The sequence below is a fragment of the Halomonas sp. HNIBRBA4712 genome (assembly GCF_043558675.1).
In the GTDB taxonomy this organism is placed as follows: Bacteria; Pseudomonadota; Gammaproteobacteria; order Pseudomonadales; family Halomonadaceae; genus Vreelandella.
In genome coordinates this window covers 119,235-143,236 of record NZ_JBIFXR010000007.1, presented here as the reverse complement: position 1 = coordinate 143,236, position 24,002 = coordinate 119,235, and the positions used below count along the sequence as shown (strand labels likewise).

21 protein-coding genes and 1 pseudogene are annotated in these 24,002 nt (G+C 60.9%); 6 read left to right on the top strand and 16 right to left on the bottom strand.

Going from position 1 to position 24,002, the window contains the following annotated elements:
* Window positions 1–60 precede the first annotated feature (60 nt).
* The 3 genes from ACGK9R_RS14115 to ACGK9R_RS14105 all read right to left on the bottom strand — a co-directional run bounded on the left by ACGK9R_RS14115 (window position 61) and on the right by ACGK9R_RS14105 (window position 4,525).
* Window positions 61–2,124 carry a putative bifunctional diguanylate cyclase/phosphodiesterase gene (locus tag ACGK9R_RS14115; RefSeq protein WP_394582314.1) on the bottom strand — a complete coding sequence of 688 codons (2,064 nt, stop codon included), beginning with the start codon at window positions 2,122–2,124 and terminating at the stop codon, window positions 61–63.
* Between the two features lie 359 nt (window positions 2,125–2,483).
* Entirely contained in the window at window positions 2,484–3,857 is a 1,374-nt protein-coding gene (locus tag ACGK9R_RS14110; RefSeq protein ID WP_394582312.1) for a heavy metal sensor histidine kinase, read from the bottom strand.
* Complete coding sequence (locus ACGK9R_RS14105) at window positions 3,854–4,525, bottom strand: heavy metal response regulator transcription factor (protein WP_394582310.1); 672 nt, start codon at window positions 4,523–4,525, stop codon at window positions 3,854–3,856. The genes ACGK9R_RS14110 and ACGK9R_RS14105 overlap by 4 nt, the downstream gene beginning before the upstream one ends.
* Before the next feature lie 146 nt (window positions 4,526–4,671).
* Here ACGK9R_RS14105 and uraH point away from each other — a divergent pair, with 146 nt between their 5' ends.
* Both uraH and ACGK9R_RS14095 read left to right on the top strand, forming a co-directional pair.
* Window positions 4,672–5,082: a hydroxyisourate hydrolase gene (uraH, locus tag ACGK9R_RS14100; protein ID WP_394582309.1), complete on the top strand. Its 411-nt coding sequence runs from the start codon at window positions 4,672–4,674 to the stop codon at window positions 5,080–5,082.
* A 99-nt stretch (window positions 5,083–5,181) separates the two neighbouring features.
* The gene (locus tag ACGK9R_RS14095) at window positions 5,182–5,844 is read left to right on the top strand and encodes a glutathione S-transferase family protein (protein WP_394582307.1); all 663 of its coding nucleotides are present in this window, start codon (window positions 5,182–5,184) and stop codon (window positions 5,842–5,844) included.
* Window positions 5,845–5,871: 27 nt separating this feature from the next.
* Here the strand turns inward: ACGK9R_RS14095 and ACGK9R_RS14090 are convergent, their stop codons facing one another.
* The 4 genes and pseudogenes from ACGK9R_RS14090 to ACGK9R_RS14075 form a co-directional block, all read right to left on the bottom strand.
* Entirely contained in the window at window positions 5,872–6,516 is a 645-nt protein-coding gene (locus tag ACGK9R_RS14090) for a response regulator transcription factor (RefSeq protein ID WP_394582306.1), read from the bottom strand.
* Window positions 6,517–6,607: 91 nt separating this feature from the next.
* Complete coding sequence (locus ACGK9R_RS14085) at window positions 6,608–7,378, bottom strand: SDR family oxidoreductase (RefSeq protein WP_394582304.1); 771 nt, start codon at window positions 7,376–7,378, stop codon at window positions 6,608–6,610.
* Between the two features lie 70 nt (window positions 7,379–7,448).
* Window positions 7,449–8,160: pseudogene (locus ACGK9R_RS14080) on the bottom strand (SDR family NAD(P)-dependent oxidoreductase).
* On the bottom strand, window positions 8,150–8,968 hold the full coding sequence (locus ACGK9R_RS14075) for a MoaF C-terminal domain-containing protein (protein WP_394582302.1): 819 nt from the start codon (window positions 8,966–8,968) through the stop codon (window positions 8,150–8,152). The pseudogene ACGK9R_RS14080 and the gene ACGK9R_RS14075 overlap by 11 nt, the downstream one beginning before the upstream one ends.
* Window positions 8,969–9,220: 252 nt before the next feature.
* Between ACGK9R_RS14075 and ACGK9R_RS14070 the strand changes: the two genes are divergently transcribed.
* Both ACGK9R_RS14070 and ACGK9R_RS14065 read left to right on the top strand, forming a co-directional pair.
* Window positions 9,221–10,615, top strand: a complete 1,395-nt coding sequence (locus ACGK9R_RS14070) for an APC family permease (RefSeq protein WP_394582300.1) — start codon at window positions 9,221–9,223, stop codon at window positions 10,613–10,615.
* Between the two features lie 61 nt (window positions 10,616–10,676).
* Window positions 10,677–11,786 carry a class II histone deacetylase gene (locus tag ACGK9R_RS14065; RefSeq protein WP_394582298.1) on the top strand — a complete coding sequence of 370 codons (1,110 nt, stop codon included), beginning with the start codon at window positions 10,677–10,679 and terminating at the stop codon, window positions 11,784–11,786.
* Window positions 11,787–11,800: 14 nt separating this feature from the next.
* Here ACGK9R_RS14065 and hpaR read toward each other — a convergent pair whose 3' ends face one another.
* The 4 genes from hpaR to hpaD (ACGK9R_RS14045) form a co-directional block, all read right to left on the bottom strand.
* A complete protein-coding gene (hpaR, locus tag ACGK9R_RS14060) occupies window positions 11,801–12,214 on the bottom strand; it encodes a homoprotocatechuate degradation operon regulator HpaR (protein ID WP_394582296.1) in 414 nt (137 codons plus the stop codon).
* A gap of 263 nt (window positions 12,215–12,477) precedes the next feature.
* Complete coding sequence (gene gabD, locus ACGK9R_RS14055) at window positions 12,478–13,929, bottom strand: NADP-dependent succinate-semialdehyde dehydrogenase (protein WP_394582294.1); 1,452 nt, start codon at window positions 13,927–13,929, stop codon at window positions 12,478–12,480.
* A gap of 58 nt (window positions 13,930–13,987) precedes the next feature.
* Window positions 13,988–14,791, bottom strand: coding sequence for a 4-hydroxy-2-oxoheptanedioate aldolase (gene hpaI / locus ACGK9R_RS14050; RefSeq protein WP_394582292.1), 804 nt, complete (start codon window positions 14,789–14,791; stop codon window positions 13,988–13,990).
* Window positions 14,792–14,821: 30 nt separating this feature from the next.
* Window positions 14,822–15,676, bottom strand: a complete 855-nt coding sequence (gene hpaD, locus ACGK9R_RS14045) for a 3,4-dihydroxyphenylacetate 2,3-dioxygenase (RefSeq protein WP_394582290.1) — start codon at window positions 15,674–15,676, stop codon at window positions 14,822–14,824.
* A 139-nt stretch (window positions 15,677–15,815) separates the two neighbouring features.
* Here hpaD (ACGK9R_RS14045) and hpaA point away from each other — a divergent pair, with 139 nt between their 5' ends.
* Entirely contained in the window at window positions 15,816–16,715 is a 900-nt protein-coding gene (hpaA, locus tag ACGK9R_RS14040) for a 4-hydroxyphenylacetate catabolism regulatory protein HpaA (RefSeq protein WP_394582288.1), read from the top strand.
* A 12-nt stretch (window positions 16,716–16,727) separates the two neighbouring features.
* Here hpaA and ACGK9R_RS14035 read toward each other — a convergent pair whose 3' ends face one another.
* The 5 genes from ACGK9R_RS14035 to ACGK9R_RS14015 all read right to left on the bottom strand — a co-directional run bounded on the left by ACGK9R_RS14035 (window position 16,728) and on the right by ACGK9R_RS14015 (window position 21,470).
* Window positions 16,728–17,528 carry a 2-oxo-hepta-3-ene-1,7-dioic acid hydratase gene (locus ACGK9R_RS14035; RefSeq protein ID WP_394582286.1) on the bottom strand — a complete coding sequence of 267 codons (801 nt, stop codon included), beginning with the start codon at window positions 17,526–17,528 and terminating at the stop codon, window positions 16,728–16,730.
* Window positions 17,515–18,405 carry a fumarylacetoacetate hydrolase family protein gene (locus ACGK9R_RS14030; RefSeq protein WP_394582284.1) on the bottom strand — a complete coding sequence of 297 codons (891 nt, stop codon included), beginning with the start codon at window positions 18,403–18,405 and terminating at the stop codon, window positions 17,515–17,517. The genes ACGK9R_RS14035 and ACGK9R_RS14030 overlap by 14 nt, the downstream gene beginning before the upstream one ends.
* Before the next feature lie 69 nt (window positions 18,406–18,474).
* Window positions 18,475–19,455 carry a 3,4-dihydroxyphenylacetate 2,3-dioxygenase gene (gene hpaD / locus ACGK9R_RS14025; RefSeq protein ID WP_394582282.1) on the bottom strand — a complete coding sequence of 327 codons (981 nt, stop codon included), beginning with the start codon at window positions 19,453–19,455 and terminating at the stop codon, window positions 18,475–18,477.
* 90 nt (window positions 19,456–19,545) lie between these two features.
* Window positions 19,546–21,054 (bottom strand): 5-carboxymethyl-2-hydroxymuconate semialdehyde dehydrogenase, encoded by a 1,509-nt coding sequence (gene hpaE / locus ACGK9R_RS14020; protein WP_394582280.1) that lies wholly within the window; start codon window positions 21,052–21,054, stop codon window positions 19,546–19,548.
* A 29-nt stretch (window positions 21,055–21,083) separates the two neighbouring features.
* Entirely contained in the window at window positions 21,084–21,470 is a 387-nt protein-coding gene (locus tag ACGK9R_RS14015; RefSeq protein WP_394582278.1) for a 5-carboxymethyl-2-hydroxymuconate Delta-isomerase, read from the bottom strand.
* A gap of 427 nt (window positions 21,471–21,897) precedes the next feature.
* On the opposite strand from ACGK9R_RS14015, the gene ACGK9R_RS14010 reads away from it, so the two are divergent.
* Entirely contained in the window at window positions 21,898–23,784 is a 1,887-nt protein-coding gene (locus ACGK9R_RS14010; protein ID WP_394582276.1) for an FAD-binding monooxygenase, read from the top strand.
* The last annotated feature ends 218 nt before the right edge of the window (window positions 23,785–24,002 follow it).

The following is a 24,002-nucleotide window of genomic DNA, read 5'->3' as shown; positions in this document are numbered from 1 at the left end:
ACGGCTCGTTCCAGCCTGGCACAGACGATCAGCATTGCGAGTACGCGGACAGGCGCCGACTCAGAGGCTATCGCTCCAGAGCCGCTTCAACGCTTCCCCCGAAAGCGCCTCGCTGAACAGGTAGCCCTGATACTCGTCGGTGCGAAGCTCTCGAATCAGCGCGAGCTGCTGCTCGTTTTCCACACCTTCGGCCACGACTTGCAGGTCGAGACTTTGCGCCAGCGCCACCACGGCCTTGACGATGGCCGCGTCCTGGCTGTCGCCCCCTGTGTGGGCGATGAAGGAGCGGTCGATCTTGAGTCGATCGATCGGGAAGCGACGCAAAAGCGCCAGGTTCGAGTAGCCGGTACCGAAATCGTCGATCGAGATGGCGATGCCGAGCGTACGCAGCTCGTTGAGTATAGCGAGCGCCGTGTCCGGGTTGAGCACCAGCGCGCTTTCGGTCAGCTCGAGCTCCAGGCAGGTGGGCGTAAGGTTTGTCTCGTCGAGCACCTGTTTAACGGTATCGACGAAGTGGCGATTATTGAGCTGAATGGCGGATATGTTCACCGAGATATAAAGCGGCGTGCCTTGCTCCTGCTGCCAGGCGTGGGCGTAGGCGCAGGCGTGTTGCAGTACCCACTTACCCAACGGCAGGATCAGCCCCGTGTCCTCGGCAAGTGCGATGATCTCGGTGGGCTCTACCTCGCCCAGCTCCTCGTCGTACCAGCGAAGCAGCGCCTCGACGCCGGTAATCCGGTCGCTTTCGACATCGACCTTGGGCTGATAAGCAAGGCTTAAGCCTTCTTCTGCGAGCGCAACACGCAGCCGGCGCTCGAGCGCCGCCCGGCGTTTTTCGTGCAGCGTCATGTCGGGCTCGTAAAACTGGAAGTTATTGCGCCCCCGCCGCTTGGCGGCGTACATGGCGGCATCGGCATGAATCATCAGCGAGTGTCTGTCGTTGCCGTCGTCCGGGCGCAGGCTGACGCCGATGCTGCTCGACACCTTGACCAGGCTCGTACCAAGCTGGAACGGGTTATCGAGCGTGTGGACAAGCCGCCGGGCCAGGTCGGCGGCCTCTTCGCGCGTAGCGCTATTGCCCAGCAAAACGATGAACTCGTCGCCGCCGACCCGAGCCACGGTATCCTGGTCGCGCACGGCAGCTCGAAGGCGCAGCGCCGCCTGACGAATCAGCGTGTCGCCCACGTGGTGGCCCAGCGTATCGTTGACCTGCTTGAAGCGGTCCAGGTCGACGAAGAACACCGCGAAGGGCTCGTGCAGCGCCAGCTGCGCTTCCATCCGCTCCTCGAGCAGCAGCCGATTGGGTAGCTGGGTGAGCGCATCGCGATAAATCATCTGCTTGAGTTCGCTGTTGGCCTCCTGCAGGGAGCTTGCCAACTGCGCGTTACGTGAAGACATGTGCGCATCGAACAGCGATATCAGAAGCGCCGATAGCATGATACAGGTGGAGACCAGGGCCACACTGATGGCGAGCTGCTCCGTGGTTAACCCGGTATCGGTAGAGGGCACGACTCCTTCGGGGTACACCGCCGCCGCCATGCCGGTGTAGTGCATGCCGGAAATGCCCACGGCCATGATCAGCGCCGCCACCAGCCGCTGCCATAGCGGCGCGCGACGGGCCCCGCTGTTGAGCCAGAAGGCGAGCCAGAGCGCCACGCCGGAGGCCGACACCGCAATCGCGATGGACGTCAGAAAAAGCCCGGGGCGATAGTGTAGGCTTTCCTCGATCTGCATCGCGGCCATACCGACGTAGTGCATCAGGCACACGCCGCCGCCCATGATCAGCGCACCGATCACCAGACGCGAAATCGACAGCCGACCGAACTGCACGATAAACAGCGCCAGCGCCGAGGAAGCAATCGCCGCCACCAGTGAAACGAGCGTCAAAAAAATACCGTAATCGACGTTCGCGCCCATTTCCATGGCGAGCATGCCGACAAAGTGCATCGCCCAGATGCCAGTGCCCATGGCAAAGGCGCCGCCAGCCAGCCAAAGATGACGCACCAGCCCCTGGCTTGCCCGAACCCGGCCCGCAAGGTCCAGCGCGGTGAACGATGCGATGCTCGCCACACCAAACGAGAGCAGAACCAACGCCAGGTTGTAGGACGTGTGATGATCGTGCATGGCGCTTTTTTACCAAAGCCGCATGAAAGAATTAGCTGATTTTAAAAAAATCAAACCACTTGTTGCAGGTTATCAAACCGCGATCCAATTAACCCTCCGTACGCTGGTATTAGTCGATTCATACCTCTCAATCTACTTCATATTATAAATGTTAGTGTTTTATTCTGTGTAGCAGCCATTAAAAATCACATATCCCGGTTGATGCGCACGACCGGCCAGTCATTGACGATCAGCGTAATCAGAGCGAGTGTGGCGCCGCGGGCGTGTCCACTTTGTGGCCGCGCCATAGCCGTTGTCTCCTTCTGCAGATAAGCCCTGAAGCTTGTGGCTTGAGACCTGTCAGCCGTTGCTGTGAGAACTCACGACCGCGCCGATACCGGAAGGGACAAGGTAAAGCGCACCCCCGAGGTTTCATTGCTGACCGTCGCCAGGCCGCCGTGAAGCTGAGCGATGGAGCGGACGATCGCCAGCCCCAGGCCGCCGGAATCGCCGGGCGTATGGCGCGACGCATCCACACGGTAGAAACGCTCGAACAGCAGCGGCAGATGCGCTTCGGGAATCGCCTCTCCTTGATTGAAGACACTGATGTGGCACTGGCGATCAATCGGCTGCTGATCGATGATGATGGACGTTTGCGCATGGCCGTAACGCAGGGCATTGGCGATCAGGTTGGCCAGCGCACGCCGAAGCAGATCCGGGTCGGCATCAAGGCGGCCCCGAGCCCGGTTGATCAATGTCATGCCCCGCTCTTCGGCCATGCCTTCGAAATACTCGCAGAGCTGATCGACCATGTCGTGAAGCTCGACCGGCTGTCGATCGAGGCTCGCATCGGGCTGCTCGTTACGCGCCAGAAAGAGCATGCTGTCGATCATGCGCGCCAGCCTTTCAAACTCCTCCTGATTGGAGATCAATATCTCCCTGTATTCCTCGCCGGTGCGATTATGACGCAGCCTCTGCTGCGTCTGCCCCATGAGATTGGTCAAGGGGGTTCGCATTTCATGGGCGAGATCTTCAGAAAAACGTGAAAGCTGCAGAAAACCGGCCTCGAGACGCGTCAACATGCCGTTCAGAGCAATACTCAGGTCGCGCAGCTCGCTGACTTCCGAGTGCTCGGGCAAGCGGTGATAGAGATGCTGCGTATCGATCGTGGCCGCGCGGGCCGCCAGGCGTCTGACCGGCGCCAGCCCGCGCCTGGTCACGATCCAGCCGAGCAAAAAGGCCGCCAGAGAACCACCCGCCAGCGACATCCAGAGCTTGGTGCGATAGCTCGCCAGCATGCGGTTACGCTCGGCCAGCCGCTTGCCGGCGATGAGTGTGACCGGTTGGCCATCAAGACGGGTATCAATCCAGGCGAGTCTTGCCGGGGTGTCGTTGTCGAAGGTGCGCAGCTGAACTTCATCGCGGCCTGTCAGTTCCGGCACCGGCTGATGCATCGGATTGACTTCAATCAGCGGGTAGCCGTCATCCGTCAGCACCCAGAGCACGCTTTCGCGGTTATCGAGCATGTTGGCATACAGTTGGGGGCGCTGGCGCAGTGCCTCGATGCTGTCGCTGTTGTCCAGCAGTACGAGCATGCGCTCAAGGCGGCCTCGCAGCATCTGATCGTCACGCCAGGCAATTTCGCTGTACAGGGAGTGATAAAGATAAAGGCCGAGAGTGCTCAGCAGCAGCCCGACCACCAGTGCAAATAAAAACGCCAGGCGAAGTGTCAATGAGCCCAGGATTCGGCTCATGGCTCGAGCCCCAGCATGTAGCCCATGCCACGCACCGTATGAATCAGGCGATGAGACCAGGGATCGTCCACCTTGGCGCGCAGCCGGCGAATGGCCACATCGACAACGTTGGTGTCGCTTTCAAAATTCATGTTCCAGATCTGTGACGCGATAAAGGTGCGCGACAGCACCTCGTTTTCGTGACTGATCAATAGATGCAGCAGGGCGAATTCCTTGTTGGTGAGCTGAAGTCGCTGGCCCTGGCGCATCGCCCGGTGCTGCACGAGATCCAGGGACAGATCGCCAACGCTGAACAGCTGCGTCTCACGCGGCGGGCCGCGGCGTAACAGGGTTCGCACCCGGGCCAGCAGCTCCACGTAGGAAAAGGGCTTAACCAGATAGTCATCAGCGCCGAGCTCGAGCCCCTTGACGCGGTACTCCACCGCATCGCGGGCGGTCAGAAAGAGCACCGGCGTCTGCCAGCGGCTGCGGATGAACTGAAGCAGCTGCCAACCGTTCATGCCGGGCAGCATGACGTCGAGAATGATCAGATCGAAATGTTCATCGCTGATCCGCTGCTGTCCTGCAAGCCCGTCATGCGCGACATCCACGCTGTAACCGGACTCGCTCAGGCCCTTTTGTAAATAGTCTGCCGTCTTGACTTCATCTTCCACGACCAGAATACGCACCGTCTTCCCCTGTGATTATTGCCATTCATCTTCAGCGTTTTCCCTGATGGATACCATTACAAATCTGTAATCCGGGCGTAATGGTAATGGCCGTTCGCGTGGACGATATTGGCCGTGTCAACGACGAAGCACTATAGGAGAACGACATGAAGACATTGACAACCTTGGGCGCTGCCGTGCTGCTGAGCGGTGCCTCGACGCTGACCATGGCGGCGACCAACCCGATCAGCGTTCACGTCCTCAATACCCAAACGGGCAACCCCTCTGCGGGTGTCGAGGTCAAGCTGGAGCACCAGACGGACAGCGGCTGGGAAACCGTCGCGACCGATACGACCAGCGAAGACGGACGCATTTCGGCGCTGTTCCCCGAGGGCGACACCTTTGAGTCGGGCGTGTATCGGACGGTTTTTGAAACCGGTGACTGGTACGAGGCGCAGGATATCTCGACCTTCTTCCCGGAAATCACCGTCCCGTTTCAGGTCGATAACGTCGATCAGCACTATCACATCCCGCTGCTGTTAAGCCCGTACGCCTACTCGACCTATCGCGGCAGCTGATACTCTGCTATTGATTGTTTCGACGGCAAGCACAGCCCCCGGCAGCGAAATCGCTGCCGGGGGCTGTACCGATGAGATAGCCACTTTCCGGAGGAAGTCATGACACTGTACGGCGTCCCATTATCCCCCTATGTTCGCAAGGTATTATTGGTGGCTAACGAGCTTGGCACTTCGCTCGACACCATCGAGGTGCCGCCCAACAGCGATGATGCGACGTTTCGTCGTATCAGTCCCATGGGCCGCATTCCGGCATTCAGCGACAAAGCGTTCGAGCTGGTGGACTCCTCGGCCATCAGTCGCTATCTGATCATGCAGGCGGGCAGTGATCTCATGGGCGGGCAAAACCCCACGCGCCAGGCCCAAATCGTTGCCTGGGAGCGGTTTGGTGATGATGACCTGGCGCCGGCGCTGATCGATGCGTTCATCGAACGCGTGGTCAAGCCCGTACGACTGGGCAAGCCGACCGACGAGGCAGTCGTCGAAGCGGTACTCGAAGACAAGCTCCCGCCGGTCTGGAATCGTCTGGAGGCCATGTTGTCAGCCGGCGGCGCATGGTTGGTGGAGGGCGAATTGAGCTACGCCGACCTCGCGCTGGGTACGCACCTGGCCAGCGCCGAGCTTGCCCGGACGCTGCCAGACCCGGCCCGCTACCCGAACATCGCCGCATGGCATCAGCGTCTTCAAGCACGAGCCTCCTACCGCGCGATGATGGAAAGCGCTCAGGGCTTCATGGAGCGTATGAAGAAAGGGGGGTCGGCTTGAACCTTCGTCGTCAAGCCGCCAACACTATCAAAGCCGCCCAACCAGCTCAGTGCGATTGTTGACCTCGAATTTGCAGTACAGATTGTCGAGGTGGGACTTGATCGTCGATGGCGCGACGCCGAGTTCGCGGGCCATGACCTTATTGCTAGCGCCTGCGCGCAGAAGCGGCACGAGCTGGGATTCACGCTGAGTCAGCGACACCGGGGCGTTCTCGAGCGGGGTCGCAGTCACTGTCAGCTGAAGCATCTCTTGAAGTGATTGCAGGATATCAAGCTCCTGACGGGTAAAACGGCCGAAACGAGACTGGCGCAGCAGCGACATGCCCATGACCGGACGCCGGTGGCGGTAAAACAACACTTCGGTAACATCCACCACGTCGTGCTGGCTTAGAAACGTCTGATAACCGTTATTGCGCTGTTTGGATTGCAGCCTTTGGGCATCGCGCAGCGATACGACCCCTCGCTCCAGGCGCTGACAGTAGCCAGGTTGCAGCGGATCGAGGTGGCGGTAGCGGCGCAGGTAGTTTTCGTGCATGCGTGCGGGATCGCCATGAAGCTGAAAATCGACCGCGCTCAAGCCATCGTTAATACGGTAGAACGCGGCAAGCGATGCAGGAACCGCTCGGGTAAAGGCGTTCAGACAGTAAGCACCCAACTGCTGGGGGGAGTGCATGGCGGCCGACTCCATGTAGTTCGATACCCCAACATAGCGAGACGGCCACCGGCGGGCAATGGAAATCTGCTGCCCGCTATTCAAACCGAACCTACACCAGCGCGGTGACGCTCTCCGGCAGCAGGGCGCCGCCATCGACGATGATGGTCTGTCCGGTGATGTACCTGGCCAGGTCGGAGCCCAGAAACAGCATGGCGTTGGCGATGTCTTCCGGGTCGCCCAGCCGGCCCAGCGGAATGCCGCGCTCAAGGCTCTGGCTGTGCTCGTCGTCACCGAGGTTGTCCATCGCAGGCGTTCGAATCATGCCCGGCTCGACGCCGTTGATTCGGATACCCGAGCCGCCCATCTCCAGCGCCGTGTTGCGGATGAAACCATTAACCGCGGCCTTGGAGGCGGCGTAGTGGGAAAGCCCCGGATACGCAACGCGATTGCCGGTCACCGAAGAGGTACACAGAATTACCCCTTGGCCTTTTTGCTTGAAGCGGGGCAGCAGGGCTTGGGTCATCCAGAACAGAGACTGCACGTTGATAGCAAACGTGCGCTCGACCCGCTCGCGGGTGAGCTCCTCGAACGGCGTCAGCGGGAAGTAGCCGGCGTTGTGCACCAGCACGTCGATCGGATCACTGCCTTCGATCATGGCGCGGGTGCCGGCCTCGTCGGCGAGATCCACCTGGCAGGCCGCCACCTGATGACCCTCGGCTGAAAGCCGTTCGGCCACCTCGCGGGCCTGTTCGATATTGATGTCAGCGAGCGTCACACGGGCGCCGGCCTGGGCGAAGCGGGTCACGATGGCCTCGCCGATCCCCTGGGCGCCGCCGGTCACCAGCACGTGGCGGCCGCTGTAGTCGATGCTGATACTCATGAGTGATGGACTCCTGTCACAAAGGAGACACGGCCGGGCCATTGGCGGCCCGACCGGGGGAACGTGGCGGTTACGACAGCGCCTCGAAGTCCAGCGTCGGCATGTCGACGATATGCGAGCCGCCGTCGGCCATGATCATCGCACCGGTGATGATGGCGGAGGCCGGGCCGATCAGAAAGGCGCAGACCTCGGCGATCTCGTGGGCGCTGGCGGCCCGGCGCAGCGGCACGTGCTGCGTCACGCGGGCGTAGGCGTCATCGAGCGACTCCTGATAGTGATCCATCAGCGGCTGCATCTCTTCATCGGCCATCGGCGTTCGAATCCAGCCCGGGCAGACGCAGTTGACGCGCACGCCTTTGGGGCCGTAGTCGCGGGCCAGCGAGCGCGTCAGTCCGACCAGCGCATGCTTGGCGGTGGTGTAGCCGCAGATGTCGCCGCCGGCTTGGAACGAGGCCAGCGAGCCCAGCAGCACCATGGTGCCGTTTTGCTTGATCAGGTGCGGCAGACACGCCCGGGTCGTGACCGCCGGCGCTGCAGATCAGGCTGTCGAGGCGCCCGAAGGTGTCGATGATCTGTCGGCAGAACCCATCCCACTCGCTGGCGCTGGCGGCATCGCCTGCCAACACCAGTCCGCCGATTTCGCCAGCCAGCGCTTCAAGCGGCTCACGGCGGCGGCCGATCAGCACCACATTGTGCCCGAGTGCGGCCTGCTGGCGGGCGCAGGCCTCGCCGACGCCGGTTCCGGCGCCGGTAATGACGACGGTGCGCAGCTCAGAGGTCATCGGGGTACTCCGCACGGCTCAGGCGCTGGCAGTAGGAAGCCATCGGGAAGTTGGCCAGCGGCGCCTCCTCAGTGTCGCCCACGCCGAAGATCTTGCCGTCGCTTCTGTGGTTCTGCTCATCGATCATGACGATGCCCAGCGTCGGTACGATCTTTTCACGCCAGACGAACAGGTAGAGGTCGTCAGCGATCTTGTAGTAGTGGCACAGATCGGTGTCGCACAGGCCCTGCTCTACGCCCTTCAGGCACTGCCAGGTGTAGAAGTTGGGGTTCAGGTAGGTGTGTTCATACACCTCGGTGGGGCTGTAGCGGTAGAGATTGCGCACGCCGATCAGTTCATCGGTCAGGGCGTGCGGGCAGGCGCTGTCGCTGAAGGACTTGTTCACCGCGCCGTGGCTGATCTCGACGTTGACATCGGTCAGTGCGCGGCCGCCGAGGGCGCGCTCGTACAGACCGGTCTTGATGGTCTCGAACGTGGGCAGCGTGCCGAGGATCTGCGTATAGCTGTCGGTCAATGTATCCAGCACCACGGTATAGGACGCGGTCGGGCGTGCCGATTCATCCAGCCAGTCGAGCAGATAAATGCCTTGGCGCAAGGAGGTCAGGCGCAGCTTGACCGCCTCGCCGTCGTCGACGCGCAGCGTCTGCTGGTCGATCTCGAGGCGGCGGACGTTACCGCTGACGTCGTGTAATTCGATCTTTTTGCCACTTAGATCAGCGGAGTTATCCAGTGCGTAAGAGTCCGTCTCGAAGCCCTTTTCTAAGCCGGTCACCGAAATCCAGTCGGAGGGGGAAGTGGTCGTTGTCATGTTGTTGTCTCCTGGTCTTTGAACGTGGATCACGCAGGGTGATCATGAACATATTCATGGTCTACCGGGTAGTGCCGGTAGAAAATCCCCCAAATGGGGGAGCACCAAACGTGCCCTTGGCGCGGGTTAACGGCAGACAGAGGAAACTGTCTGGCAGCCGCGAACAAGAACGACACCAAGATAAGGTGCACATTGATCTCAGGCCGTCCGAATCGGCCGCACAATAATTAAACTGGCAGGAGACAATTCATTATGCTCGATACCTCGAAGACAGGCTCAGAGCCTCTGGTCAGCGCTCCGGCGCGCCAAGCGATCGGCTTCAATACCATGATCGCCATCTGCGTAGGAACCGTGGTCGTCCAGGGCGCCATGGCATCGGCCCTACTGGGCTTTGGCATCGGTGGTCTGAGCTTTCTGGCCGCCATGCTAGCGGCGACGCTGCTGGCCGCTTGTAACGCCATGAGCTTTTCGGAGCTTTCGCTGATGTATCCGCAGGCAGGCACGCTTGCCACCTACACGCAAAAGGCGATCGGCCATTTTCCGGCCATCGTTTCGGTGTTTGCCGGCTACGTGGTAGTGGCCATCTTTGCGATTCCGGCCGAGTTTCTGCTGGTCGATGCGCTGCTCCAGACACTCTTCCCCGAAACGCTGCCCTCTCACGTAGTGCCGATTCTGCTACTGGCGACCATTGCCATACTCAACATCCTGGGCACCGACGTGTTTGCCAAACTGCAAAACGTGTTCACTTTCGCCATGGTAGTCGCCATTTTAGTGGTCGGTGCCACGGCGCTGATCCAGCCACCCACACCGGAGGTAGCGCAGGCCGCACCCGGCATCAACTGGGGTCTTGGCGGAATTACCGATGGCAGCTTTATCGGTTTGATCGCGCTGGCGATGTGGATGTTCGTCGGCTGCGAGTTCGTTTGTCCCATGATCAACGAGATCCGTCAGCCAGAGAAACGCATTCCCCGTGCCATGTTCCTGTCGCTGGGCATCATCTTCGTACTGTTTTCGATCTTCTGCCTTGGCGCTGGCTACTATCTCTCCGTAGAGACACTCACCACCTCGCCTCTGCCGTACCTCGATTTAGTCGATGGCGTCTTCGGTCAGGCTGGACTGATCATCGCTACCGTAATGGGCGTGACTGCGACCTGCAGTACGGTCAATACGGTGCTGGCTGCCGTACCCCGTATGCTCTCCGGCATGGCCGACAACGGCCAGGCGTTTGCCATCATGGGCAAGCTCAACCCACGCTATAAAACGCCCTGGGTCAGCATCCTCTTTATAGCCGTCGGCGTGCTCGTACCCTTTCTCCTGATCCAGCCCGACCAGATCATCGCGCTGGTGATCGCGGCGGCGACCAGTTGGCTTCTGGCCTATATCGTGGCGCATATCGATGTCATCGTGCTGCGCCGCCGCCGCTCCGATCATCGCCGCCCTTACCGCACGCCCTTCTACCCGCTGCCGCAGATCCTGGGCATCATCGGCATGGCGTACGTAGCGGCCAACGCCTCCCCGTCACCGGAAATGACCACGCTGATCTACACCTTGCTGGGCGTGGTACTCGGCATTGTCAGCCTGATTGCCATCGTTTGGGTCAAGTTCAAGATGAAAAAGGGGCTGTTCGAGCCGGATCCAAGCAAGTAACGCTTTGCGTTGACCAACGGGGAGCTTCATCACGAAGCACCCCGCCTCAAGGAGCTGTGTGATGTCTGCTAAAACCGCCTTTTTCTTCGACGAGCGCTGCCTTTGGCACAGCGCCGGCCAGTATGCGCTAACCCTACCGGTAGGTGGCTGGGTGCAGCCACCGGCGGCAGGCGGTCTGGCCGAGTCGCCGGAAACCAAACGGCGTCTCAAGAACCTCATGGACATATCTGGCCTGACCTCGGCGCTCGAGGTTCGCAGCGCCCCACTCGCAAGCGATGAACAGCTGCTGCGGGTACATTCGCGCGCGTACCTGGCACGTTTTAGGGAGCTAAGCGATGCGGGCGGTGGGGAGCTGGGTGATCACGCCCCCATCGGCCCGGGTAGTTACGACATCGCCCGGCTATCGGCGGGACTGGCGATCGGTGCGGTGTCAGCGGTGATGAACGGCGAAGTCGACAACGCCTATGCATTGTCACGTCCGCCTGGCCATCACTGCCTGCCGGACCAGGCCATGGGATTCTGCTTTCTGGCCAATATCGCCATTGCCATCGAGGAGAGCCGGGCGCGCTTTGGCCTGGAGCGAGTGGCGGTGCTCGACTGGGACGTACACCACGGCAACGGCACCCAGGAAATCTTCTACGAGCGCGACGACGTGCTGACGATCTCCCTGCATCAGGCAGGCTGTTTTCCGCCGGGTTACGATGGCCTTGAAGACCGCGGGCGCGGCGCCGGGGAAGGCTACAATTTGAACAATCCGTTACCGCCGGGGGCGGGCGACGAGGCCTATCGTCAGGCCATGGCCGACATTGCTCTCCCTGCGCTAGAGCGCTTTCGCCCACAGCTCATTCTGGTAGCCTGCGGCTTCGATGCCAACGCGGTGGATCCGCTAGCGCGTATGCTGCTCTCGAGTAGCGCCTTTAGCGACATGACCCGCCAAGTTCGAGAAGCCGCCGAAAGACTGTGCGATGGGCGACTGGTGATGGTTCACGAAGGCGGGTATTCGGAGGCCTACGTGCCCTTTTGCGGGCACGCCACCATCGAGGCGTTATCCGGCGTAACCACCGAAGTGGCCGACCCGTTACACGACTTCATCGCACTGCAGCAGCCAAAAGGAGCCACGGCCGCTTTTTTCGAGCGCACCATTCGCGACATGGCAAGGCAAACACGCTGATCGAAAGACAGGTCTCAATCCCGGGAATCGAGCCGCTGTACCTCATCGAGCAGCTTCATCAGCGTACGATACTTCTCGGGACCAAGCCGCTGTTGAATCTTGTGGTATTGGCGCATCATCTCCCCTTTCATGCTATCGAATAGCTCGTTGCCCTTGGGGGTCAGCGTGACGCACAGCCGACGCTGATCGTTTTCGGGCTTCCAGCGCGTGACCAGGCCGTTTTGTTCCAGGCGCACCAGTACGCCGGTCAGGCTCGGGCGCAGGATGCAAGCGAGTTCGGCCAACTGGTAGCTTTCTAGCGTCTGCTCTTCGGCTTGCCACAGGATGCGGATCACCCGCCACTGCTGTTCGGTAATGTTGTTGCTGTTAAGGTGCGGCCGAAAAAAATCCATGGCGGATTCACGGGCCTGAAGCAGGGCCAAGGTCATTGAAGGAGTCGGTCGCGCCATGTGCTGCCTTTTGAAAAAAACTACTGAGACGATGCCGGCCCGCTTGATCAAGGTATCTATCGCTGTCTGCTCGGCGGCGTTGAAACGATAGCGACTTTTCTACCGCAAAAGGTGCCGGTTACCTGCGTAAAGAAGAACTTTAACGACATTTAATTCTATCATATATACCCTTTCGTCGGCATGCCCGCCCCAGTGTTTTGCCGACAGGGCGAGCATGGCGTCACGAAAGGGTCATTAATACCCTATTCGATACCCATACACAGATACTTGACCTCGAGGTAGTCCTCGATGCCGTAGTGCGAGCCTTCGCGGCCCACGCCTGAGGCCTTGATGCCGCCGAACGGGGCGACTTCAGTGGAGATGATGCCTTCGTTGATGCCGACCATACCGTATTCGAGCGCCTCGCCCATGCGCCAGCTGCGACCCAGATTCTGGGTGTAGACGTAGGCCGCCAAACCAAACGGCGTGTCGTTGGCCATAGCGACGGCCTCCTGCTCAGTGCGGAAACGAAAAAGCGGCGCCAGCGGGCCGAAGGTCTCCTCACCGGCTACGTCCATGGCCGAGGTCACATCGCCCAGCACCGTGGGCTCGAAGAAGTTACCCCCCAGCGCGTGGGACTGGCCGCCGCAGAGCACCTTCGCGCCGTGGCCGATAGCGTTGTCGATGTGGGCGCGTACCTTGTCGACGGCCTTAGAGTTGATCAGCGGCCCCTGCTGGGCGCCCTCTTCTTCGGCGGCGGCGACCTTGAGCGCTTTAACGGCGGTCACCAGCTTCTCGCTGAAGGCGTCATAAACCGCGTCGTGGACCAAGAAGCGATTGGTGCAAACGCAGGTTTGGCCGCTGTTGCGGAATTTTGACGCAATGGCACCCTCGACGGCGGCGTCCAGATCGGCATCCTCGAACACGATGAACGGCGCATTGCCGCCAAGCTCCATGCTGACCTTCTTGATGGTACCGGCACACTCCTCCATTAACTGGCGGCCTATCTCGGTGGAGCCGGTGAAGGAGAGCTTGCGGATAATCGGGCTGTGGGTGAGCTCGGTGCCGATCTCACCAGCGCGCCCGGCCACCACGTTGAACACCCCGGCCGGGACGCCTGCGCGCTCGGCAAGCTCGGCCAGCGCCAGCGCGGAAAGCGGCGTTTCCGAGGCGGGTTTGAGTACCATGGTGCAGCCGGCAGCCAGTGCCGGACCCGCTTTGCGGGTGATCATGGCGATGGGGAAGTTCCACGGCGTGATGGCCGCCACCACGCCCACCGGCTGCTTGATGACGACCAGCCGGCGGCCAGGCTTGTCATGGGGAATCACATCACCGTAGACGCGCTTGCCCTCCTCGGCGAACCACTCGATGAAGCTGGCGCCGTAATCCACTTCGCCGCGGCTTTCGGCCAGCGGCTTGCCTTGCTCCGCGCTCAGAATACGCGCCAGATCTTCCTTGTGCTCTTGCATCAGCGCGAACCAGCGCTTGAGGATTTGCGAGCGTGCCTTGGCAGTCATCTCGCGCCAAGCGGGTAGAGCGGTGTCGGCGGCCTCGATAGCGCGCTGGGTATCGCCCGCCCCCATGCGCGCCACACAAGCGATGGTGTCGCCGTTGGCGGGGTTGGTTACGTCAAAGGTATCGCCGCCGTCGGCATCCAGCCACTGGCCATCGATATAGCCCTGTTGGCGTAGAAGTTTCGAATCAGTGAGGTTCATGGTCGGTTCCGAATAGGGGCCGGGCCCAAGGCCTGGCCTGATGGATCAAAAGGAAGGCTCAGTACACCGATGATGCTGATGCCGGCGGGGCGTTGCCGCCCTTGAACTCACCGGCCAGGGCTTTCAGCGCGCCCATCAGCAGACTGGTATCGACTCCCACGGCCACGAAGGTGGCGCCAAGCTCGAGATAGCGCCGGGCCAGCGTCTTGTTGGCCGAGAGAATCCCGGCGGCCTTGCCAGCCTTCTGGATACGCGCGATACCGTCCTCGATGGCGGCCTGCACATCGTCGTGCCCCGGATCGCCGCGGTGACCGAGAGAGGCGCTGAGATCCGCCGGGCCGATGAAGACGCCATCGACGCCCTCGACGGCAGCAATCTCGTCGAGATTTTTGAGCCCTTGTTTGGTCTCGATTTGAACCAGCAGGCAGACCTCGCCATCGGCGTGATCGAGATAGCCCGGAATCGAGTTCCAACGCGAGGCGCGGGCCAGCGCACTACCTACCCCGCGAATGCCTTCTGGCGGGTAACGGGTGGCGCGCACCAGCTCACGGGCCTGCTCGGCGGTGTCCACCATGGGCACCAGCAGGGTCTGCACGCCGAGATCCAGATACTGCTTGATCGTCGCCGCGTCACCTACCGGCGGGCGGGCAATCGGCTGAACCGAATAGGGCGCGACGGCTTGAAGCTGTCCGAGGATGGTGCGCAGATCGTTCGGCGCATGCTCGCCGTCGATCAGAAGCCAGTCGAACCCGGCGTTGGCGGCAAGCTCGGCGCAGTAACCGTTGGCAAGGCCCAGCCAGAGGCCGATCTGGGCTTGCTGGTTGCCAATGGCCTGCTTGAAGGTATTGCGAGGCATGTCCATGAGGCACTCCTTGAAAGTTGGCGTATGGCGTTACATCGGGAAAATGGCGTTGATCTGACCGGTACCAGAGCTGCCGAAAGGCGCAGTCAGAATCTCCGCCGGACGGTCATAGCCCTCGCCGAGCAGGCCCATCAGCATCGCGGTGTCGTGCATGCCGCCCTCGCCGTAGCAGTGCTGGGCGTACTCCGGCAGCATGGCGCGAAACTCGTCGAACCTGCCTTCGCGCCACAGCTCGACCACGCGCATATCCATCTGGCGGTCGAACTCACGCGTCCAGCGGTGCAGGTTCTCGAGCGCATTGACGTTGTCGCTGAAGCGATGCGATAGCGACCCGGACGCCAGCACCATGACCTTGAAATCGCTTTCTTCGATTGCGCGGCGCACGGCACCGCCGAAACGAATACTGTCGTTGAGATCGTGCCAAGCATCCCAGGCGGCGATGGAAATCACCTTGAAGGGCTGCTCATCCGGCACGTCCATGTGCATGTAGCGCATGGGCACCAGGGTGCCGTACTCGAGTTTGAGACTCTGAATGTTGTGCGCCATGGTGCGGATATCCGAGCGATTGGCGTGCTCGGCAATCGCGTTACCAAGGTCCGGACAGCCGATGTACTGGTAGGCCATGTTCTGAATGAAGTGCGGCAGTTCGTTGCTGGTGTAAAGACCTTCGAAGTGGTCGCCACAGTTGATGTGGTAGCCACTGTTGACCAGCCAGTGCGTGTCGAACACCACGGCGACGTCGGCGCCAAGCGCGCGGGCGCGACGGGCGATCTCCTTGTGCCCGGCGATGGCTTCGGCGCGACAGCCCTGATGCGGGCCGGGCTGCTCGGAGAGATACATAGAGGGCACGTGCGTGATCTTGGCGGCGAGAACGATTTCACCCATGAGAAAACTCCTTGTAAGGGACGGGCGGGATCGAGCGACCTGAACAACAGGCAGTCAACGTCATGGAGCCAAGCGTCCGTTGGTGGTTAATATAAGTGCTTGCCGGGCAGACGCCCTGCACAGGCTCAAAAGGATGACCATGACGCTGGATCCTATCCCCAACATCACGATCGGCCAGGAGTACGATCAGCGGTACGCCGATGCGGCGGTGCACTACGATGCGCTGGGCCCCATGGCGGACTTCTATGGGCGCAACATGCCGGTGCATCATCATGACCGCTTTTTTCAGGTGCACTACGTCATGCGCGGCATGGTACGGGTCTATCTGGACGAGCGGCCGTTTCATCAGCAGGGGCCGATGTTCTTTCTGACGCCGCCGACCGTGCCGCATGCCTTCACGACCGAAGAAAACAGCGATGGTCACGTACTGACGGTGCGACAACAGCTGGTGTGGTCGCTGCTCGAGGAGACGCCGACGCTGGGCGACGCTTCGAGCGTTGCGCCCGTGTGCGTGGCGACCGGCCGGGTCAGCGACGACACGCGGCCGGAGGTGAACCGGGTCGAGCGGCTGTTCGATGAGCTGCGTCTGGAGTTCGAGGCCAACCGCCCTGGCCGCGAAACCGCGTTGATCACCCTGACGCGGTTGATCTTTGTAAGCCTTTTTCGGCTTTCGGCCAACTCGCTCAAGGCCCAGAGCGTGCGTCACGACGAGCTGTCGCTTTTTCGTCGCTTCAATCTGGAGATCGAGGCCCACTTCACCGCGCACTGGACGCTGGCGGCCTACGCCCGCGCGCTCAACGTCACCGAGGCGCGCCTCAACGCCGTTTGTCGGCGCATCGCCGGCGTACCCAGCAAGCGGGTGATTCACGATCGCCTGATGCAAGAGGCGCGGCGCCTTCTCACCTTTACCCGCATGAGCGTCAACGAGATCGCCTACCGACTCGGGTTCAAGGACCCCGCTTACTTTTGCCGATTCTTTGCGCGCCATGCGGGCACTACCCCCTCGAATTACCGCCACAACCCGCCAAGCCTTGGCTAGCGGGCGGCCCGTTTAGTCGAACGTCAACGCCACGAAGCCGAACGTACCGTAATCCGCTTCGATTCGACTGCCCGATGGGCACTCTATCGGGCCGATGAACGAGCCCGAAAGGATGACCTGACCGGCCTCGATACGCTGGCCGTAGGTCGCCATACGCTTGGCCAGCCACACGATGCCGGTGACCGGATCGTCCAGCACGCCAGCGCCCAGCCCCGTGGCCATGACATCACCATCGCGTTTGACGATCGAGCCAACCCAGCGCAGATCGAACGCTTCGGGGTCGTGGCGCTCGGCGCCGAGCACGATGCCGGCATTGGCAGCGTTGTCGGAGACGGTGTCGACGATCACCCGCGTTTTGCCGGTCTCGTCGTCCTTTCTGACGATGCGGGTATCGAGAATCTCGATCGCTGGCGCCACGTAGCCGGTGGCGGCCAGCACGTCCTCGCGGGTGACGTCACCCTCAAGCGGTGCCTTCATGACGAAGGCGATCTCGGCCTCGATACGCGGCTGGATGAAGTGGCCCCCGGGGATCACTGCACCGGTGTCAAAGCGCATGTAATCGTAGAGCACGCCGCTGTCCGGCGTGTCGATGCCGAGCGCGTCCTGCATGACGCGAGACGTCAACCCGATTTTCCAACCGATGATGGCATGCTCCTGGGTCTTGCGTGCCATCTGAGCGGTCTGGATAGCGTAGGCGTCATCCAGCATCATGTTCGGATAAGCCTTTGACAGCAGGCCGATCTGCTTGCGGCTTTTCTCGGCCTCGAGCAACGCTTCTGCCGCTTCGTTGACCTGGGTTTCAGTGAGCGCCATGGCGTTCGTCCTCCACGCCGTTTACCAGTTTGCCGATACCCTCGGCCTCGACCTCGATCACATCGCCTGGCTTGAGCCAGATCGGCGGCTCGAAACGTGCACCGGCGCCGGTGGGCGTGCCGCACACGATGACGTCGCCCGGCACTAACGTGGTGAAGGTCGAGACGTAATTCACGATGTAGCGGAAATCGAACATCATCCGCGAGGTGCGATCATTCTGGCGCACTTCGCCGTTGACGCGGGTGGTCAATTCGATATCGTCGAGCTGTTCCGCGCGCTTGAACGGTACCAGCCACGGGCCGATGGCGCCGGTCGCATCGAAATTCTTGCCTTGGGTGACGTTGAACTTGGCGTGGCGTACCCAGTCGCGGATGGTCCCTTCGTTGCACAGTGTGAGTGCTGCGATGTGCTCGTAGGCCTTCTCGCGAGAGATTCGACGACCGCCCTTGCCGATCACGATGGTGACTTCGCCTTCGTAATCGAGCTGCTCGCTCTCCGGCGGGCGCACGAGATTTTCGTTATGGCCGACGAAGCTGCGCGGAAAACGAATGAACAGCGATGGCTTGTCCGGCGCGGCCTGGCCATCCTTGTACTCCTCGTTACGCGAGGGAAAGTTGACGCCGACGCAGATCAGCTTCTCCGGGTTAGTGATCGGAAGCAGATAGGTGACGTCTTCCTCGCGGTAGCTGGGGCTGCGGCCTTCGGCGACGTTCAAGAGCTCATCGATGGCACCGGCCTCGATCACTTCCTTGAGACCCTTGAAGCGGGCGCCGAACTCCGGGGTCAAATCTACGATGCCGCCGTCGGTGACGACCCCGAAGCGGTCGGCGCCGTTGGCCCGAAAGGAGGCAAGACGAGGCGGTAGAACGTTACTCATGAAAACTCTCCTGAAAGCCCGAGTATCCGGGCCTTATGAATCACTGTGGCGACGCGGTAGTCGGTCGGCTCAGGGCGCGACGATGGGCGTGGCGTTGAGCTGGGAATCCTTGGGTTCGAGGTCGACGAACTCGGAGCCGTGTTCGAACCAGGAGCGCGGAGCAGGCGCGCCCCAGAGCGTCTGACGCTGCGGATCCTTCAGATCCCACTTGATCGCTTCCAGATCCGGGTCGACGGTCTGGTAGTCGGAGCAGTAGATCTCGATACGATGGCCGTCCGGGTCGAGAATGTAGAGAAAGAAAGCATTGGAGATGCCGTGACGACCCGGTCCGCGCTCGATGTTGCTCACGTAGCCGGTGGTGGCCATCAAATCGCACAGGTCGATGATATTCAGGGGTGTCGGCACCCAGAAGGCAGTGTGGTGCAGACGTGGGCCGCGGCCGTTGGTGAAGGCCATGTCGTGTACGCCACCCTTGCGGTGGGTCCAGGCCGCCCACAGCTTGCCGCTCTCCTCGTCTTCGGTGTATTCGGTGACACGAAAGCCGAGCTGGTTGTAGAACTCGACCGCCTTGTCGACGCTGGGCGAGAACAGGTTGAAGTGGTCGATGCGCAGGGGCTTTACGCCCTTGTAGAGCGCGTACTGCTGATGGATAGGCGCGAGCCGGTCCATCTTGAAGTAAAGCTCGATCGGCACGTCGAAGCAGTCGGTAGTGCGCAGTGTACGGCCCTGATAGGGACGCTCGACCCACTCGACCGGATGGCCCTGGTCCTTGAACCAGTCGTGGGCCTTGTCGAGCTCCTGCTCATCGAACACCTTGAACGACAGCGACTGAACGGTGGCGCTATCGCTTTGCTCCAGCACGATACAGTGGTGACCGCGCTCTTCCATCGCGCGCAGATAGATGCGCTTATCATCTTCATCGGTGACCTGAAGCCCGAGGGTGTCGACGTAGAAGTGGCGGCTCTTGCTCAGATTACGGACGCCGAACACCAGGTGGCTCAAGCGAATGATGTTGAACGGGGGGTAGAGATTGGGCGTGGGAATGGGCATGGCGTGTCTCCTTTTCAGGACCAGCTAAGAGTGTCAGAACCAACGGCTATTCGAAAACCGAGCGGTACGTACCGCCCGGCCCAAGTGGCATCACCCGAGCTTCGGCACCTGATGAACCTTGCGCGGGAAGGAGACATTGACGGTCTCCATGTAGAAGTCGAACGACCAGTCGCCGCCGTCGCGGCCGATACCGGAGGACTTCACGCCGCCGAAAGGTGACGGCAGGTGGCGCACGTTTTCCGAGTTGACCCAGATCATGCCCGCTTCCAGCGCATCGGTCAGGCGCATGGCGCGTTCGAGGTCGTTGGTCCAGAGATAGGCCGCCAGGCCGTACTGAGTATCGTTGGCCAGACGCAGCGCTTCTTCTTCGTCCTTGAAGGGAATAGCGGTCAGCACCGGGCCGAAAATCTCTTCCTGAGCGATGGTCATGTCGTTACGCGCATTGGTGAACAGCGTCGGGCGTACGAAGCAGCCCTGTTCGCCCACCTTTTCGCCGCCGGCGGCAATGGTCGCGCCCTCTTCGCGTGCCTTGTCGAAATACGACAACACCTTCTGCTCGTGCTCCGGGTGGATCAGCGGGCCCACCACGGTATCCGGGTCCAGTGGATGGCCGACCTTCACTCCGTTGGCGACCTCGGCCACACGACGGGTGACCTCTTCGTAGATGCTTTCGTGCACCAGCAGGCGTGACGATGAGGTGCAGCGCTCGCCGTTGAGCGAGTAAATCATGAAGGAGGCGGCGTTGACCGCGCGCTCGATATCGGCGTCGTCGAACACGATGACCGGGTTCTTGCCGCCCAGCTCGAAGTGAAAACGCTTCAGCGTCGGCGCGGCTTGGGCCATGATCAGTTGGCCGGTGCGGCTTTCACCGACGAAGGCGATCGCCTTGATACCGGGGTGTTCGGTCAGCGCCTTGCCCGCGCCCTCACCCATACCGTTGACCAAGTTCAGCACGCCCTTGGGCAGCCCGGCTTCTTCGGCAATCTCGGCCAGCAGCTTGGCGGTCATCGGCGAGAATTCCGCCGGCTTATGCACCACGGTGCAGCCCGCAGCGAGCGCCGGGGCGATCTTCCAGGTGGAGAGCATGAACGGCGTGTTCCACGGCGTGATGACGCCGATAGGCCCCAGCGGCCGCTTGGAGGTCACGTTCATCTGAGTGTCGTTTCTTAGCGCAAGGCCGTCCTCGGCCTGGGGCGCCTGATCGGCGTAGTAGCGGAAGTTGGCCGCCCCCCGGATGGCCGCCTTGGACATGAAGCGCAGCGACTGCCCGGTGTCCATGCACTCGGTGAAGGCGATCTCTTCGGCGCGGGCTTCGATCGCCTCGGCTACCTTGATCAGAATCGCGCGGCGCTCCTTGCCCGGCGTCTTGCTCCAGGTCTTGAAGGCATTCTCGGCGGCCTGAACGGCGCGGTCGATGTCGCTGGCATCACCGTGTGCGACGTTGGCCAGCGGCGCAAGATCCACCGGCGATAGAGTCTCGAAGGTCTTGCCGGAATCGGCGGGCACCGACTCACCGTTGATGTGGTTCAGGACGCCTTCGTCGCGAAAGCGCTTCATGTACGCTTGAGCGCGGGCAATATTGTCGTTCATTTGGCTCATCGAAAATTCTCCTGAAAGAGGGGTGGGGCTCACTGGCGGGACAGCCGAGCGTGAATCGGCGTGTCCTTCCAGCTCAGCGCGGCATCGATTTCACGGATTTCAAGCGACAGGGCGAAGTGCGGGGTAGCGAGTGGACTCGCCAGCACACTCTGTACGGCGGCGAACAGCTGGTCGCCAGCGGCTTTCAGGTCTGCCTGGGAGCGCCCGCTCCCCACGCTCAGCGTCATGGCTAAAAAATCGTTGTCGGGGTGGTCGTCGGCCACGATGCAGTGGTCGGCGGCAAAGGCACGAATGCGAATCCCCGCCGTTGGAAAAAGCGCGGACGCCGTCATGACCCGATGAGCGGCCTTGCATACGTCATTCATGTCGATTCGCTGCTCGAGGTCTGGCGAGTACTCAATATGCAGATGGGGCACATCGTTCTCCTTGAAACCGAAAAAACCATGGAATGAGCGGGTCCATCGCCTACTTATTAACATATTAATGAACAAGCAGACCATCGCTGTCAAGCAGTCTTGGATAATCATTTAGCCATATATGAATCGATGCTTACTCACTTCTTACTGCCAGTAAAGTAAAGGCATTTATTCTTTATCAAGCTATATTGTTTATAAATTAACGAATTAGCGTGATGCGTTAATTTACGCTCGACCAAGGTAGGGGCCTTTTTTATGAAAAGTACAATCGAGGGAAGCTAAAACACATCCCCATGGGCTTATCGAATGGTCAGCATGAAGGCGTCATGGCACCCAGGGCACCGGGTATCGAGATCATGCCAAGGCCTCATCTCGATACAGCCGCGTGTCCAACGCAGGGTGTCTCTACGCTCAAAAAGGAATCACCATGCAATTTCATCACTATGGCTACGTGTCCGGCGACCCGCGCAAACAGCCCGCGACCAAAGAAGGACTCGACCGGCTCGACGAGTTGCCCGAAGAGGTCGATGTCCTGATCGTCGGCACCGGCCCTGCCGGCATGATCATGGCCGCGCAGCTTGCCCAGTTTCCCAACGTTCGCACCCGCATCATCGAGCGCCGCCCGGAACGACTGGAAATCGGCCATGCCGACGGCATTCAAGCGCGAAGCGTCGAAACCTTTCAGGCTTTTGGCTTCGCCGACCGAATTACCGCCGAGGCGTACCGGATTACCGAAATGGCCTTCTGGAAGCCGGACCCGAACCGCCCCGAGCACATCGTTCGCACCGCCCGCACGCCGGACGACCCGAAAGGCATCAGCGAGTTTCCCCATTTGATCGTCAACCAGGCGCGGGTACTCGATTACCTGGCCGAGGCCGCCCTGAACGCCCCTGCGCGTATTCGCCCGGACTTCGGCATCGCCTTCAATGGCCTTACGATCGATGACGACGGAGACTACCCGGTCAAGGTCTCGCTGCGCATGAACGCCGACACGGATCAGGAGCGTGAGCGTACCGTGCGCGCCCGTTACGTGGTCGGCTGCGATGGCGCGCGAAGCGGTGTACGCAGTGCCATTGGCTGCAAACTGGCGGGCGATCAGGCCAACCACGCCTGGGGCGTGATGGATGTACTAGCGAAGACCGACTTTCCGGACATTCGCACCAAGTGCGCCATTCAGTCTCGATCGGGCGGCAGCATCCTGCTCATTCCGCGTGAAGGCGGGCATCTGTTTCGCATGTACGTCGACCTGGGCGAAGTGCCCGTCGACGGCAGCAGCGCCGTGCGCAATACGTCTATCGATCAAATCATTCAAAAGGCCAACGACATTCTCGCGCCTTACACGCTGGATGTGCGTAACGTGGCCTGGCACAGCGTTTACGAGGTAGGCCATCGCCTCACCGATCGCTTCGACGATGTCGAGGATCCGTCTTCCGGGCGTCTGCCACGCGTATTCATTACCGGCGATGCCTGCCATACCCACAGCGCCAAAGCCGGCCAGGGGATGAACGTCTCGATGCAGGATGGCTTCAACCTGGCGTGGAAACTGGGCCATGTGCTCAGCGGTATCGCCCCGAAGCGCCTGCTGTCCACCTATTCCGCCGAGCGCCAGACGGTAGCGAAGAACCTGATCGACTTCGACAAGCAGTGGTCGGCGATGATGGCCAAGCGTCCGGAAGAGTTCGACACCCCCGACGAGCTGGAGGCGTTCTACACCCGCACCATCGAGTTTCCGGCGGGTTTCATGACCGAGTACACGCCGTCCATGATTACCAGCGACGTCGAACACCAGGCGCTTGCTACCGGCTTTCCGGTCGGCAAACGCTTCAAGTCAGCCCTGGTATCGCGGGTATGTGACGGCAACCCGCTGCAGTTGGGCCATCAGGCCAAAGCCGACGGCCGCTGGCGCCTCTACGTGTTCGCCGGTGCCGATGCCCTGGAGACGGCATCCAACACCCAGCGCCTGGCCGAGTGGCTAGCTAACTCGAGCGACTCTCCGCTCAATGCCGCACTCGTGGGTAGCACGTGGGTCGACTGGTTCGATGTCAAGGTGATCTATCAGCAGCGCCACGAGGAGATCGCCATTGAAAAAGTACCGGACGTTTTCAAGCCTGAGGTAGGCCCGTTCGCGCTGGTGGATCTGGAAAACGTGTTCGGCGTGGCCCCCGATGAGGATATCTTCGACGCTCGTGGTATCGACCGCGGCGGTGCGGTGGTGGTGGTACGCCCCGATCAGTACGTGGCTGATGTGCTGCCGCTATCGGCCACCGACACGTTGGCGCGTTTTTTCAGCCCGCTATTGAAGATGGATCAATAACCGGGGCGGCGTTACAGGCCTCGGGTAGGGGGCCTGTAATTTCAACGTCATTACCATGTGCTGTTTTTTAAAGCATGAGACTAATGTATGGCTTTTTATTAACAGCATATTGTTTATATATTAATGAAATTGCAGTGAGGCGTTAACGAGCGCTTCTTGCAGGAGCCGATCAGGCGAACCGCCGGATCGAATGTTCTCTTCACGTACGCCTTGATTTC